The 13,308-nt window shown below is 66.9% G+C and carries 14 protein-coding genes; 9 read left to right on the plus strand and 5 right to left on the minus strand.

The window, feature by feature from the left end:
• Window positions 1-36 precede the first annotated feature (36 nt).
• Window positions 37-1,716, minus strand: coding sequence for a methyl-accepting chemotaxis protein (locus tag WV31_RS09335; RefSeq protein ID WP_085373292.1), 1,680 nt, complete (start codon window positions 1,714-1,716; stop codon window positions 37-39).
• Window positions 1,717-1,948: 232 nt separating this feature from the next.
• On the opposite strand from WV31_RS09335, the gene WV31_RS09340 reads away from it, so the two are divergent.
• Genes WV31_RS09340 through WV31_RS09360 form a run of 5 tightly spaced genes read left to right on the plus strand, consistent with a single transcriptional unit; the run spans window position 1,949 to window position 5,954 of the window.
• Window positions 1,949-2,863, plus strand: a complete 915-nt coding sequence (locus tag WV31_RS09340) for an ABC transporter permease subunit (RefSeq protein WP_085373293.1) — start codon at window positions 1,949-1,951, stop codon at window positions 2,861-2,863.
• A gap of 1 nt (window position 2,864) precedes the next feature.
• A complete protein-coding gene (livM, locus tag WV31_RS09345) occupies window positions 2,865-4,112 on the plus strand; it encodes a high-affinity branched-chain amino acid ABC transporter permease LivM (protein WP_085373294.1) in 1,248 nt (415 codons plus the stop codon).
• On the plus strand, window positions 4,109-4,918 hold the full coding sequence (locus WV31_RS09350; RefSeq protein WP_085373295.1) for an ABC transporter ATP-binding protein: 810 nt from the start codon (window positions 4,109-4,111) through the stop codon (window positions 4,916-4,918). The genes livM and WV31_RS09350 overlap by 4 nt, the downstream gene beginning before the upstream one ends.
• On the plus strand, window positions 4,918-5,631 hold the full coding sequence (locus tag WV31_RS09355) for an ABC transporter ATP-binding protein (RefSeq protein ID WP_085373296.1): 714 nt from the start codon (window positions 4,918-4,920) through the stop codon (window positions 5,629-5,631). Before WV31_RS09350 ends, WV31_RS09355 begins: the two co-directional genes overlap by 1 nt.
• Complete coding sequence (locus tag WV31_RS09360) at window positions 5,628-5,954, plus strand: DUF6867 family protein (RefSeq protein ID WP_085373297.1); 327 nt, start codon at window positions 5,628-5,630, stop codon at window positions 5,952-5,954. The genes WV31_RS09355 and WV31_RS09360 overlap by 4 nt, the downstream gene beginning before the upstream one ends.
• 1 nt (window position 5,955) lies before the next feature.
• On the opposite strand, the gene WV31_RS09365 is transcribed toward WV31_RS09360, so the two are convergent.
• A complete protein-coding gene (locus tag WV31_RS09365) occupies window positions 5,956-7,278 on the minus strand; it encodes a sensor domain-containing diguanylate cyclase (protein WP_237051557.1) in 1,323 nt (440 codons plus the stop codon).
• Between the two features lie 180 nt (window positions 7,279-7,458).
• On the opposite strand from WV31_RS09365, the gene WV31_RS09370 reads away from it, so the two are divergent.
• From WV31_RS09370 to WV31_RS09385, 4 genes are read left to right on the plus strand one after another with little or no spacing between them, the layout of a single operon-like run.
• Window positions 7,459-8,088: a penicillin-binding protein activator LpoB gene (locus WV31_RS09370; protein WP_085373299.1), complete on the plus strand. Its 630-nt coding sequence runs from the start codon at window positions 7,459-7,461 to the stop codon at window positions 8,086-8,088.
• Between the two features lie 18 nt (window positions 8,089-8,106).
• The gene (locus WV31_RS09375) at window positions 8,107-9,477 is read left to right on the plus strand and encodes a hypothetical protein (protein ID WP_085373300.1); all 1,371 of its coding nucleotides are present in this window, start codon (window positions 8,107-8,109) and stop codon (window positions 9,475-9,477) included.
• A complete protein-coding gene (locus WV31_RS09380) occupies window positions 9,474-9,941 on the plus strand; it encodes a hypothetical protein (RefSeq protein WP_085373301.1) in 468 nt (155 codons plus the stop codon). Before WV31_RS09375 ends, WV31_RS09380 begins: the two co-directional genes overlap by 4 nt.
• Window positions 9,938-11,098, plus strand: coding sequence for a hypothetical protein (locus WV31_RS09385; RefSeq protein WP_085373302.1), 1,161 nt, complete (start codon window positions 9,938-9,940; stop codon window positions 11,096-11,098). The genes WV31_RS09380 and WV31_RS09385 overlap by 4 nt, the downstream gene beginning before the upstream one ends.
• A gap of 157 nt (window positions 11,099-11,255) precedes the next feature.
• On the opposite strand, the gene WV31_RS09390 is transcribed toward WV31_RS09385, so the two are convergent.
• The 3 genes from WV31_RS09390 to cbpA form a co-directional block, all read right to left on the minus strand.
• On the minus strand, window positions 11,256-11,612 hold the full coding sequence (locus tag WV31_RS09390; protein WP_085373303.1) for a DUF4189 domain-containing protein: 357 nt from the start codon (window positions 11,610-11,612) through the stop codon (window positions 11,256-11,258).
• Window positions 11,613-11,762: 150 nt separating this feature from the next.
• Window positions 11,763-13,142, minus strand: coding sequence for a peptide-modifying radical SAM enzyme CbpB (gene cbpB, locus WV31_RS09395; RefSeq protein WP_085373304.1), 1,380 nt, complete (start codon window positions 13,140-13,142; stop codon window positions 11,763-11,765).
• Complete coding sequence (gene cbpA / locus WV31_RS09400) at window positions 13,139-13,270, minus strand: modified peptide precursor CbpA (protein ID WP_085373305.1); 132 nt, start codon at window positions 13,268-13,270, stop codon at window positions 13,139-13,141. Before cbpA ends, cbpB begins: the two co-directional genes overlap by 4 nt.
• Between the last annotated feature and the right edge of the window lie 38 nt (window positions 13,271-13,308).

The following is a 13,308-nucleotide window of genomic DNA, read 5'->3' on the forward strand; positions in this document are numbered from 1 at the left end:
CAGCAACTGGAAGGTCAACACCTGTTTTCATCCGCCTCAGGCCGACTTGACGTTGCCCAGGAACGTGGCCACCACGCCGCGCAGGGACTCGGCCAGACGGTTCAGCGTCTGCACCGAGGACAGCACCGAGGTCGCCACCGCGCCGGTTTCCTCGGCCGCCTGGGTGACGCCGCTGATATTGGCCGACACTTCCTGGGTGCCGGACGCCGCCTGCTGGACGTTGCGGGCGATCTCGGCGGTGGCGGCGCTCTGCTCCTCGACGGCCGAGGCGATGGCCGCCGAAATCTGGTTGATCTCCTCGATACGCTTGACGATGCCGCCGATGGCGTCCACCGCCTGCCGGGTGGCGTCCTGCACGGCGGAGATCTGCTGGCTGATCTCCTCGGTGGCGCGGCCGGTCTGGTTGGCGAGGTTCTTCACCTCGCCCGCCACCACGGCGAAGCCCTTGCCGGCATCGCCGGCCCGGGCCGCCTCGATGGTGGCGTTCAAGGCCAGCAGGTTGGTCTGGGACGCGATGTCGTTGATCAGGCTGACCACGTCGCCGATCGTGGCCGAGCTTTCCGCCAGGCCGGTGACCGTCTGGTTGGTCTTCGAAGCTTCCTCGGCGGCCATCCGGGCCACATGCGAGGATTGGGTGACCTGACGGCCGATCTCGTGGATGGAGGACGCCAGTTCCTCGGCGGCGGCGGCCACGGTCTGGACGCTGGACGAGGCCTCCTCGGTGGCGGCGGCGACCAGCACCGTCTGGCGGCTGGTCTGTTGCGCCGTGGCGCTCATGCTCTGAGCCGCCTCCTCCATGCTGTGCGAGGCGGTGGAGACCTCGCCCAGCATGCGCGTCACCGCCTGGTCGAAATCACCGGTAAGAGCCTCGATGGCGCGGCCGCGCACCAGGTTGCGCTCCTGCGCCGTCCGCTGCTCCGCTTCCAGCTGCTCGGAGCGGATCATGTTCTCCTTGAAGGTCTGCATGGCCGCGGCCATGCGCCCCACCTCGTCGGCCCGCCCCTGGGCCGGAATGACCACCGACATGTCCTTGTCCGCCAGACGGTTCATGGCGGCGGTCATGGCGATGACGGGAGTGGCGATGCTGTTGCGCAGCATCAGGCCGAAAGCCACCACCAGGGCGAGCACGACGGCCACCGAGCCGATCAGAACGGCCCTGGACCAGGTGTACAACGCCTCGGCCGTCTGGGTCGCCCCTTTCGCGCCATCCTCGTTGATCTGCACCGCCTTGGCGGCATGCATCTGGGAATCGGCATAGAGCTTGAGATTGGCCAGCACCAGATCGCGGGCCTCGTTGTTCTGATTCTTGCGCGACAGCTCCAGCACCTTGGCCACCATGGCGTCATACTCGCCCATCACCTTGACCCAGGCCTCGTAATTGGCCCGCTCCTCGGGGGTGGCGATTAAAGCGGCGTAGCGCTCTTTGGATGCCAGGAACTCCTTGTTCTGCCCCTCCAGAATCCGCTCGACCTCGGCCATCTGCGCATCGTCGGTGGTCAGGATGTGGCGATACATGGTGGCCCGCTGCTTGGCCTGCAATCCCTCCACTTTCCTGGCTTCACCGACGCCTGGAAGCCAGTTCTCCGCTATATCCAAGGCCGCCATATTCATGGCCGCCATGCGGTTGATGGTGAACACCGACAGGCAGACAACGACTAAAAGAATAAAACCAAAAGCAATGAGCAGCTTTTGAGCAACATTGAAGCGATCAAGCATGGCTCAGCCCCTTGAAATCAAAGGCTCTGACAGGCTGCCCTCGCCCCGCCCGACCTTAGGAATACTCCACCCAGGAATTGGGTATGGCTTATGGAATTACAACCCCCCACCGATCCGCGATGAAAAGCGCCATCGGCCAGCCTTCGGACCGCCTTGGCAGTTGACACGCCCGCCCGTCCGAGTAGGTTTCTTGCGACTCGATTGAATTGAATTCATCGGCCAGGGTGGGGGCATGGAGTATTTTCTCCAGCAATTGATAAATGGATTAACTCTGGGCGCCATCTATGGCCTGGTGGCGCTTGGCTACACCATGGTTTACGGCGTGCTGGGCATGATCAATTTCGCCCACGGCACCATCTACATGGTGGGCGCGTTCATTTCGCTGATCACCTTCCTGGCCTGTACCACGGTTCTGGGCACCTCGGTGCCGCTGGCCCTGGTGGTGACCCTGTTCGCCGCCATGGGGCTGACCGCGCTGTGGGGCTGGACGGCCGAGCGGGTGGCCTATCGGCCCTTGCGCGCCGCCCCCAGGCTGGCGCCGCTGATCTCGGCCATCGGCGTCTCGATCATCTTGCAGAACTTCGTCGCCCAGGCTCAAGGAGCGCGGGCCAAGCCGCTGCCCCCCGTCTTCAGGGGCGGCGTCACCCTGATGGAGGGCGGCGACTTCTCGGTCAGCCTCAGCTGGATGCAGATCGTCATCATGGCGCTGACCCTGGGCCTGATGGCGGTGTTCACCTGGGTGATCACGCGGACCGCCCTGGGCCGCGCCCAGCGGGCCTGCGAGCAGGACATGAAGATGGCGTCGCTGCTGGGCATCGACGTGGACCGGGTGATTTCCACCACCTTCGTCATCGGCGCCGGACTGGCCGGCGTGGCCGGCATGATGGTGACCCTCTATTACGGGGTGATCGACTTCTATATCGGCTTTCTGGCCGGGATCAAGGCGTTCACGGCAGCCGTTCTGGGCGGCATCGGCTCGCTGCCCGGCGCCATGCTGGGCGGGCTGCTGATCGGCCTGATCGAGGCCTTCTGGTCCGCCTATTTCTCCATCGAGTACAAGGACGTCGCCACCTTCACCATCCTGGTGGCGGTGCTGGTCTTCCGCCCCACCGGCCTGTTGGGCAAGCCCGACGTGGAGAAGATCTGAGATGCGGGGCGGCGAGCTTCGCGCGGCTCTCGTGGATGCCGTCCTGGGCGGGCTGGTGGCCGCCGCCATGGCGTTACCCATGCTGGGCGTGCGCCTGGAGGATTCGGCCAGCGGGCTCAGCCTGTCCAACCGCCTGGACTGGGTTGCGTGGTCGGCGGCCATCGTGGCCGGCGGACGCCTGCTGATCGGCTTTGTCCGCCATTCCCTGGCCGGAAAAATTCCCGGCACGCCCGCTCCGCCGCGACAGGTGATGGTCTATGTGGGCTGGGCCATGGTGGCCTTCGCCCTGGTTCTGCCCTTCCTGCCGTTCGCCGGGCGCAACGTGGTGGACAAGGCCACCCTGGTGCTGATCTACGTCATGCTGGGCTGGGGCCTCAACATCGTGGTGGGGCTGGCCGGGCTTCTGGACCTGGGCTTCGTCGCCTTCTATGCCGTGGGGGCCTATTCCTACGCCCTGCTCTCCCAGACCTTCGGCCTGTCGTTCTGGGTCTGCCTGCCGCTGGCCGGCGTTCTGGCCGCCCTGTTCGGCATGATCCTGGGCTTTCCCGTGCTCCGCCTTCGAGGCGATTACATCGCCATCGTCACCATGGGCCTGGGCGAGATCATCCGGGTGGTGCTGCAGAACTGGCAGGACGTCACCGGCGGCCCCAACGGCATCTCCGGCATCGAGCGGCCGTCGTTCTTCGGCCTGTCGTTCAAGATGGTCCCGCCCGAAGGCCAGAAGGGCTTCGCCGAGTTCTTCGGCCTGGACTATTCCGCCGACCACCGGGTGATCTTCCTGTATTTCCTGATCCTGGTTCTGGCGCTGCTCACCAACCTGTTTACACTGCGCATCCGCCGCCTGCCGGTGGGCCGTGCCTGGGAGGCGTTGCGCGAAGACGAGATCGCCTGCCGCTCGCTCGGCATCAACCCCACCACGGTCAAGCTGTCGGCCTTCGCCACGGGGGCCATGTTCGCCGGTTTCGCCGGGTCGTTCTTCGCGACGAGGCAGGGCTTCATCAGCCCGGAAAGCTTCACCTTCATCGAATCGGCGGTGATCCTGGCCATCGTGGTTCTGGGCGGCATGGGCAGCCAGATCGGCATCGTGCTGGCCGCCCTGCTGCTGGTCGGCCTGCCCGAATGGTTCCGCGAGCTGCAGCAATTCCGCATGCTGGCCTTCGGCGCCGCCATGGTGCTGATCATGCTGTGGAAGCCCAGCGGCCTGATGTCGACGCGCGAGCCCACCATTCGCCTGGGAGAGGCGAAATGAGCGGGCCTTTGTTGAACGTCGAACACGTGACCATGCGCTTCGGCGGCCTGTTCGCGGTCAACGACCTGTCGTTCTCGGCGCGGCCCCAGGACATCACCGCGGTAATCGGCCCCAACGGGGCGGGCAAGACCACCCTGTTCAACTGCATCACCGGCTTCTACAAGCCGCAGGTGGGGCGCATCACCCTGAACCACCCGTCGGGACCCATGCTGCTGGAGCGGCTGGACGACTACACCATCACGGCCAAGGCGGGGGTGGCGCGGACCTTCCAGAACATCCGCCTGTTCGCCCGCATGAGCGTGCTGGAGAACCTGATCGTCGCCCAGCACACGGCGCTGATGCGGGCCTCCCTGTTCTCGCTGGCCGGGCTGCTGGGCCTGGCGCGCTACGCCCAGGCCGAGGCCCGGGCGGTGGAGCGGGCGCGGCACTGGCTGGACAAGGTGGGTCTCACCCCCTTCGCCGACGAGGAGGCGGGCAGCCTGCCCTATGGCCATCAGCGCCGCCTGGAAATCGCGCGGGCCATGTGCACCGAGCCGGTGCTGCTGTGCCTGGACGAGCCGGCCGCCGGCCTCAACCCGCGCGAATCCGCCGAGCTCAACCGTCTGCTGCTGGATATCCGGGCCGAGAACGGCATCGGCCTGCTGCTGATCGAGCACGACATGAGCGTGGTGATGGAGATTTCCGACCATATCGTGGTGCTGGATTACGGCAAAAAGATCGCCGAGGGCGCGCCGGCCGCCATCAAGGCCGACCCGGCGGTGATCCGCGCCTATCTGGGCGAGCCCGACGAAGAGGAGGCCGGCTGATGCTGCGCATCGAGGGCCTTCACTCGGGCTACGGCCGCATCCAGGCGCTGCACGGCGTCGACATCAACGTGGCCGAGGGCGAGATCGTCGCCCTGGTGGGCGCCAACGGGGCGGGCAAGACCACCCTTCTGATGACCATCTGCGGTAATCCCCGGGCCACTTCGGGCCGGGTCGTCCTGGCGGACGAGGACATCACCGCGCTTCCCACCCACCACATCATGCGCCGGGGCCTCGCCCACTCGCCGGAGGGGCGGCGCATCTTCCCGCGCATGAGCGTGCTGGAAAACCTGCAGATGGGCGCCGCCATGGCCAACCCCGCCCATTTCGACCAGGATCTGGAGCGGGTGCTGGGCCTGTTCCCCCGCCTCAAGGAGCGTCTGGCCCAGCGCGGCGGCACCCTGTCGGGGGGCGAGCAGCAGATGCTGGCCATCGGCCGCGCCCTGATGAGCCGCCCCAAGATCCTGCTGCTGGACGAGCCGTCCCTGGGGCTGGCCCCCCTGGTGGTGCGTCAGATCTTCGAGATCGTCGCCGAGATCAACCGCGAGCAGGGCGTCACCGTCTTCCTGGTGGAGCAGAACGCCTTCCACGCCCTGAAACTGGCCCATCGCGGCTATGTCATGGTCAACGGCAAGGTCACCATGAGCGGCACGGGGGCCGAATTGCTGGCCAACGAGGAAATCCGCGCCCATTACCTGGGGGGAGGTCACGGATGATCACCTCGGTCCCCGTCTTCATCGGCTTGACCCTGATCCTGTTCGGCGGCTGCGCCTTCATGACCGGCCAGGCCCTGGCCTCCACCTGGCGGCCGGTCTGGCAGGTGATCCCCTATGCCCTGCTGCTGGGCGCCGCCGACCGTTTCCTCGGCTTCGCCCTGTTCGGCGGCCAATTGCTGTCCCTTACCGGCTGGCTGCTGGACAGCGCCGTCCTGGTGGCCATCGGGCTGTTGTCGTGGCGGCTGACCCAGGTGCGGCGCATGGCCGACCAGTATCCCTGGCTCTACGTGCGCACCGGGCCGTTCTCCTTGCGCAAGCTCTGAGCTACTCGGCCGGTTCCACCCGGTTGCGGCCCATGGCCTTGGCGCGGTAGAGCGCCGCGTCGGCGCGGCCCAGGCAGGCCTCCAGCCCCTCGCCCGCCCCCACCCTGCACTCGGCGACGCCGAAGCTGGCGCTGAGCGTGATGGGCTCGCCGCCGCCTACCGGCACCTGCAGCCCGGCCAGCCGGATACGCAGGCGCTCGGCCACCACCAGGGCGGGATTGAGCGAGGTTTCCGGGAGCGCGATGGCGAATTCCTCGCCCCCCATGCGGCCGATGATGTCCTGGTCGCGCAGCAGGTCGCGGGCCATGACCACGAAGGCCTTCAGCGCCTCGTCGCCGGCGGCGTGACCCCGCTCGTCGTTGATGCGCTTGAAATGGTCGAGATCGATCATCAGCAGCGACATGGGACGGCCATAGCGGCCGGCGCGCTGGATCTCCGACGCCGTCGACTGCATGAAGTGCCGCCGGTTGCAGGCGTCGGTGAGGAAGTCGGTGGTCGCCAGCTGCACCAGTTCCTTCTGGACGCAGGCGCGCTCGAGGGCCAGGCCGATTCGCCGCGCCAGTTCGCGCACCAGTTCCCGTTCCGAGGTGGAAAAGGCCTCATCGCCCTCGGCCGGCGGGGTTTCGGTCCAGCAGATCTCGATGCGTCCGGCCGGGCGAGAGCCGGCGAACACCTGCGCCTCCAGGCGGCAGGCGGTCTCGACGAAGCCGGGGGTCTGGACGATGCCGCTGGGCAGCAGGCCGGGCAGGCAGCTCAAGCGGACACAGATGGTCTCCGGCTTCAGCCAGGCGGTGGGAGCCTTGGCCACCACCTGCTCCAGCGCCACCTGCAACGGCAGTTCCGGCGATTCCAGGATGCGCGACACGCCGTACATGCAGTCGATCTGGCGCATGCGCCGTTCCAGCTGGCGATTGGCCTCCAGCGCGGCGTCGCGGGCCTCGCGCACCAGAATTTCGGCGCGCTTCCTGTGAATGGCGTAGCGGAACGACCGCGACAGCGATTCCGCGTCGATCTTGGCCTTCAGCAGGTAGTCCTGGGCGCCGTGCTCGAGCGCCATCAGCGCCTGCTGGTCGTCGTCGTGGTTGGTGAGCACCACCACCGCCAGTTCCGGCGCCGCGCCGCAAAAGCGCCGCACCGTCTCGTCCCCCACGGAATCGGGAAGCGTCAGGTCGAGGAAAATGACGTGGTAGCGCTTGCGCTGGATGAATTCCAGGGCCGAGGCCAGCGATACGGCGTGATCCACCTTGACGTTGGGGACCTTTTCCAGCTCGGCCAGCGTCAACAGGGCCTGGGTCGGAGAATCCTCGACCAGCAGTGCGAACATGGTTTCCGACAAGGTCCAGCCATCCCCTCGAACATCGGGCTCGCCCAAGCCCGTCCTGGCAATACTAGCGGCCTGCGCAGGTTTACGAAAGCGTGATGCGTGGTCTCGACGAATGCCATATCATCGCCCCAATTCCGCGCGATTCTATCGTCGGTTCACCTGCGTTCGAGGATGTCGATCATGCGCCGCCTGCCCGCCCTTGCTTTTGTGACTTTCGCAGGCCTGGCGCTCGCCGCCTGCCAGAGCGTAGACAACACCGCCGGCAGCCCCAGCGTCTATATCGATCCGGGCAGCGTCGGCCCGGTGAAGGGTGTGGGCATCGAATCCCAGGACATCATCGGCATGACCGACCAGATGATGCGCGACATGCTGAGCCAGCCGCGCCTGGCCAACGCCCAGGTGCCGCCCAACGTCATCATCGATTCCGAATACTTCTACAACGAGAGCTCGTCGCGCCTGAACAAGAACTCCATCACCGACCGCCTGCGGGTGGGGCTGAACCGCGCCGCCTCGGGGCGCATGCAGTTCGTCGGGCGCAACTACGCCGATATGGTGGCCAAGGAGCGCGAGCTGAAGCGCCAGGGCGTGGTGGACAAGGCGACGCTTCCCGCCGCCCGCGCGCCGAAGGGCGGCGATTACCGTCTGGGCGGGCGCATCACCTCGCTGGATTCCCGCGATCCCAAGACCGGCATGATGCAGCGCTACAACCAGATCGTCTTCGAGATGGTCGACCTGGAAACCTCGGAAATCGTCTGGAGCGGCATCTACGAATTCGCCAAGGCCGCCCAGGACGACATCATCTACCGCTAGCCCAAGGGGAACACTCCCATGGCCGCCCGGCCTTCCTGGTTGAGTGTGGTGGTGATCGCCGGACTGGCGTCGGGCTGCGTGACCACGCGCGAACGGGAAGTCAGCCCGGCGCCCGCGGTGGTCCAGGCCTATCTGGAGGACAAGCCGACCGAGCTTCGCCGCCACTTCTTCATTGCCCAGGCCCAAGGTGACCGCAACCGGGTGCTCAACCACATGCGCCTGGGGCTGGCCAGCTTCGCCATGGGCCGCGACCGGCTGGCCGAACAGCTGTTCGACGACGCCCTGGTCGGCATCGAGGCCATCTACGCCGACAACGAGGAAGCCCGCAAGGCCCGCGGCCTGTGGGTCAAGGAAGGCATCAAGGATTTCAAGGGCGAGCCCTACGAGCGCGCCATGGCCTATTACTATCGCGGCCTGCTCTACCTCAAGGCCGGCGATTACGAGAATGCCCGGGCCAGCTTCAAGGGCGGCATGCTGCAGGACGCCTTCGCCGAGGAAGAGCAGTACCGCGCCGATTTCGCCCTGATGCCCTTCCTCCAGGGCTGGGCGGCCCATTGCTCGGGCAACGAATCGCTGGCCGCCGAGGACTTCAAGGAATTCCGCGCCATCAACAAGGACGCCCCCCTGCCGCGCGATCACGACAACGTGCTGGTGCTGGTGGAGACCGGCACCGCCCCGGTGAAGATCTCCGACGGGCCACGCCTGAAGATCAAGCGCAGCGGCTCGACCGAGACGGTCAGCATCGCCTGGACCGATCCCGACCGGCCCAAGGACCATCCCACGGGAAATGCCGTACTGCTGGAGGACATCTTCCGCCAGGCCTCGACCCGGGGCGGGCGGCCCTTCGATTCCATTCTGGAAGGCAAGGCGGAGTACAAGGACACCGCCGACACCGTGGGCAACGTCGCCCTGATCGGCGCGGCGGTGGCCGCCAAGGTGGCGACCGATCGCCCCCGCTATCGCGAGACCAAGGAACAGCGCGAAGCCCGCCAGCAGGCCCAGGCCGGTGCGGCCCTGGTCGGCGCCGGACTGGCGGTGATCGGCGGCCTGTCCAAGCTGTTCGCCAGCACCATCGAATCCCAGGCCGACACCCGCTACTGGGACAACCTCTCCGACCGGGTGCAGGGGCTGACCCTGGCCCTGCCCGACAAGGTCGCCACCATCGACGTCTCGTTCCAGTCGCCCGGCGGCGCGCCGCTGGAAACGGTGGCGCGCCCCATTCAGCGGGCCGGCAAGTGCGGCCTGGTCTGGGCCCGGCACGGCTCGGCCGTTCCCCGCAACCCGCGCGCCCCCAATTCTGTTCCCGCCGAGGTGATGGCGTCCCCCGTCGTCATTCCGGCGGCAGAGCCTAAAGCCCCGGAGTCCAAATCCAAGGAGTCATCGCCATGAAGCGCCTGCTCGTTCCCGCCTTCGGCCTGTTGCTGCTGGGCGGCTGCGCCTCGCTGGACCCCGCGCCCCAGTGCGACATGAGCCGCGTCGCCAGCCAGCGCGATCTGGTCGCCGGCCCCGCCATGGTCGAGGGCTCGTCCTCGCCCCTGAAGGAAATGCCCATGAATTCGGTGAGCATCACCGATCCCAGCATCATCCGGAAGCTCTACGTGCGCTCCATCGCCGCAAGGCGAACCGAGACGGGAACGGTCGAGGTGCTGGCCCAGGTGGTCAACTGCACCGACTTCCCGCAGAACGCCGAGGCCCGCACCCAGTTCTACGCCGCCGACGGCGCGGCGTCCGAGCCGGTCAGCGCCTGGCGCCGGATGCAGTTCGGGCCGCGCACGTCGGTCACCTACCGCGAGCTGTCCTTGGGCGACAAGGCCGTGGACGGCTACATGATCGAGATGAGGGAAGGCAAATGATCACCCGTCTCCTGGCCGTATCGGCCCTCGCCTTGCTGGTTCCCCTGGTGGCCGAGGCCCAGACCGTCGGGCCCAAGGTGCCGCCCTATCAGGCCCCGACCAAGGTCGCTCCGCCCGCCCGCGACGGTGCCGATTCCCTGGACGCCGCCGCGGCCAGGCCCAACCCGTTCAAGCCCCAGGACGACGTCATCGCCCGCTTCAGGGATGCCTACGCCCAGGGCGGACGGCCGCGCCTGGCCTTCTGGTGGAACCGGCAACTGTCGGACACCCTGGCCCAGTGGTATTCCGAGACCCGCACCGTCACCGCCGACAAGAGCCGCAATTCCACCGAGGGCGACCTGACCCTCAAGCAGTCGGGCGGAAAGCAAAGCGTCACCGAGACCCAGCGCCGCGCCGGCGATGCGGCCGAGCGTCCGGCGCGGGCCGAGACCTGGGAATGGGAGTTCCAGGACGGCTTCCTTGCCCCCTTCCTGCAGGCCGACGCGAGCGTGGTCGACCGCACCATGATCACCCGCATCATGGGGGCGGGCGCCGAGGAGATCGATCCCAAGACGGTGGAAGTGATGGCCATGCAGACCATGGCCGACCTGATGGTCGAGGTCCTGGTGGCCGATTCGGCCCAGTCCACCACCGGCTACGAACTGCGCGCCCGCATCCTGGACGTCAAGACCGGACGGGTGCTGGCCATGGTCAACAGCCGGGCGCTGAAGGAATGGCAGAAGACCGACAAGGTCACCGCCAGCTCCAAGGGCTTCGACCTGCCCGACGAGGACGACGAAAGCTTCGGCCCCGAGCGCGCCGACCAGCGCTACAAGGCCACGCCGTCAGGCTTCGAAAGGAAGCGCAAGCCGCCCAAGCTTGCGGCCGTCGCCCACAACCTGGCCACCAACGTGATGAGCGCCATGCTGCCGCGCCTGGAAGGCGGAGCCGGTCCGGTGGCGAAGAGTGAACCCGGCGCGCCCACATCCATCACGCCGCCCCCAGCCGCTCCCGCGGCCACGGCCAAGCCCGTGCCCAACGACAGCGCCGTGCCGCTGCCCGAGGTGGAGGCCAAACCCCTGCCCGCCCCCGAGAAGGCGGCGAAAGTGGAACCGCAGAAAGCCGAAACGGGGCCTGGAGCGGAAGAACCGCCCATGCCCCGCCCGACCAAACAGTAACCGGGAGTCGGACTCCCGGGCACTGAAAACAGCCTGTCATCCCGACGACCATCGGGAGGAGGGATCTCGTCCTGGCCCGGCTTGCCGGAATCGGCACCAATGGTCCAGGCGGAGATCCCTCGACTTCGCTCGGGATGACGGGACGTCGTTGCCGCTCCTACTGGCAGTCGGAAACCGCCACCTTACAGCCCTTGCCGCAGGCTTCCAGGGCGTTGGCCTTGGCCTCGCCCTCGGTGCTGCCCCAGCCCACGCCGGTGTAGTCCCGGGAGGTGGCGTAGGCGCCGCAGGTGTCGTAGCGCACCGCCACCTTGCAGCTGCTGTTGCCGGCCTTCTTGCACTCACGCACCGCGTCGATGCCTGCCTCCTCGCGGGTGGAGCCGCTGCCGACACCGAAACCCACCTCGCTGGCCTTGGTCGCGTCGGCGTCATCGACGGCGATGGCGCCCGCCGCCCAGGCGGAACCGGTCAGAGCAATTCCCGCCGCCATCACCGCGGCCATGATCATCTTCTTCATCGTCAACCCCTCCTGAGGCATTTATTCAGCCTCTGGAAGCCTACCCCCCCAGGCAGATTCCAACCATTCCAAAATTGTTGCGGTTTCTTACATCCGCCGGATGCCCGGGCCGGGACGGCAGGATTCCCGCCGCCCCGGTCGGCGAGGAAACTAGCAGCCGAAGGCGAAGGCGGTCTCGGTGCCGTCGTCCCAGCCGTCCCACATGTAATCCTCGGCGATGCCGTCGGCGATCAGGCGGAAGGCGTACCGGGCCTGATCCAGATAGAAGCCGCAATAGGCCCCGATCCTGTCCATGCCGCCATTGGCCTCATGCGCCTCGGCCGGACAGGGCGAGCCGCAGAAATGCCGTACCGGACAGGTGGAGCAGGCCTTGATGTCTTCCACCTTGCGCCCGGTCACCAGCTTGAAGGCCGGGCTGTCCAGCACGTCCTCTATCCGGTCGGTGAACAGGTTGCCGCCGGCGAATGACGGCAGGCCGATGAATTCCGAGCACGGGAACAGCGAACCGTCGGGGGCCAGCGCGAAGAACGACCGCCCGCCGCCGCAGGGCGAGATGTCGCACATCAGCCGCCTTGCCGTCGGCGCCAGGATGGAGATCAGGATGTTGACGAAATTGGCCACCACCAGCTTGCGGCCCGTCTGGCGGTAAAGCTGGTGGGTACGGTCCAAGGCCGCCAGATAGGCCTTGGACACCGCTTCGTCCTCGGCCCACGCCCCTTGCCCGCCCGGCTGGGTGCAGCGGACCACGTTCAGCATGCAGGCGGGCACCTCCTCGGCATGAAGGAACTCCACCATCTCGGTCAGCTGGCCCAGATTCTCGCGGTTCATGGTGCAGATGACGTTGAAGCCGGCATAGCCCCGAAGGCGGCGGATGGCGTCCACCGTCGAGGCGAACACCCCGTCGCCGGTCCAGCGCTTGCGCGAGCGGTCGGCCACCTCGGGCTTGGGCGCGTCCAGCGACAGGCCGATGCCGCAGCCCCGAGACGTCAGGAACTCCACCGCCTTGTCGTCCAGCAGGGTGGCGTTGGTCTGCACCCCGAAGCGGAAACGGTCCGAATAGCGGTCGATGGCCTCGAACATGGCGTCACGGTTGAGCAGCGGCTCGGCGCCATGGAAGATGATCTGCGGCTTCCTGCCTTCCGGCACGGTGCGGGCGAAGTACTCGTCGAGGCGCGCCATGGCCTCCATCAGCTTCTCGCGGCTCATATGCTCGCCGGTACGCCGCATTTTCTGCGGGATATAGCAGTAGGTGCAATCCAGATTGCAGCGTTCGGTAGGGTTGAAATAGACCGCCGAGGGCTTGAGATGGAAGCGCAGCATGTCCATCTCGCGGGCGAAATCGTCGCGCTTGGCGCGCCAGTCGCGCTCCAAGGCCCCGTCGTCGAGGACCGCGTCCATCTCGTCCTTGCGCACCAGCGCCCAGAAGGCGTTGTCGGCGTCGATCAGGGCGGTGTAATCGGCGTGGCCGATCTCGAAATTCTGGAGGCCGTCGGGAAGACGGCCCCCACGGAGGGGGGCCGCGACGTTCACCGCTTCACCTGCCCATGCTTAACATGAGTGTCCATCAGGACGTAATGGGACAGGCCGGTGCCCTCGGCGTCGCAGGTCTTGCGAACGGCGATGACGGGGGGGCGCGGTTTGGTCTGAGTTTTGGTCATGGCGTTAATCCTTGCGTCAGCCAAAGGGGCTTTCCGGC

It is taken from the genome of Magnetospirillum sp. ME-1, assembly GCF_002105535.1.
Lineage (GTDB): Bacteria > Pseudomonadota > Alphaproteobacteria > Rhodospirillales > Magnetospirillaceae > Phaeospirillum.

What these genes read in the sequence shown, in the direction of transcription:
- WV31_RS09355 (WP_085373296.1), top strand. Translation starts at nt 4,918, where the DNA reads ATGCTGCGCATCGAGGGCCTTCACTCGGGCTACGGCCGCATCCAGGCG.
- WV31_RS09390 (WP_085373303.1), bottom strand. Translation starts at nt 11,612, where the DNA reads ATGAAGAAGATGATCATGGCCGCGGTGATGGCGGCGGGAATTGCTCTG.
- livM (WP_085373294.1), top strand. Translation starts at nt 2,865, where the DNA reads ATGCGGGGCGGCGAGCTTCGCGCGGCTCTCGTGGATGCCGTCCTGGGC.
- WV31_RS09335 (WP_085373292.1), bottom strand. Translation starts at nt 1,716, where the DNA reads ATGCTTGATCGCTTCAATGTTGCTCAAAAGCTGCTCATTGCTTTTGGT.
- cbpA (WP_085373305.1), bottom strand. Translation starts at nt 13,270, where the DNA reads ATGACCAAAACTCAGACCAAACCGCGCCCCCCCGTCATCGCCGTTCGC.
- WV31_RS09370 (WP_085373299.1), top strand. Translation starts at nt 7,459, where the DNA reads ATGCGCCGCCTGCCCGCCCTTGCTTTTGTGACTTTCGCAGGCCTGGCG.
- WV31_RS09365 (WP_237051557.1), bottom strand. Translation starts at nt 7,278, where the DNA reads ATGTTCGCACTGCTGGTCGAGGATTCTCCGACCCAGGCCCTGTTGACG.
- WV31_RS09380 (WP_085373301.1), top strand. Translation starts at nt 9,474, where the DNA reads ATGAAGCGCCTGCTCGTTCCCGCCTTCGGCCTGTTGCTGCTGGGCGGC.
- WV31_RS09375 (WP_085373300.1), top strand. Translation starts at nt 8,107, where the DNA reads ATGGCCGCCCGGCCTTCCTGGTTGAGTGTGGTGGTGATCGCCGGACTG.
- WV31_RS09360 (WP_085373297.1), top strand. Translation starts at nt 5,628, where the DNA reads ATGATCACCTCGGTCCCCGTCTTCATCGGCTTGACCCTGATCCTGTTC.
- WV31_RS09350 (WP_085373295.1), top strand. Translation starts at nt 4,109, where the DNA reads ATGAGCGGGCCTTTGTTGAACGTCGAACACGTGACCATGCGCTTCGGC.
- WV31_RS09340 (WP_085373293.1), top strand. Translation starts at nt 1,949, where the DNA reads ATGGAGTATTTTCTCCAGCAATTGATAAATGGATTAACTCTGGGCGCC.
- WV31_RS09385 (WP_085373302.1), top strand. Translation starts at nt 9,938, where the DNA reads ATGATCACCCGTCTCCTGGCCGTATCGGCCCTCGCCTTGCTGGTTCCC.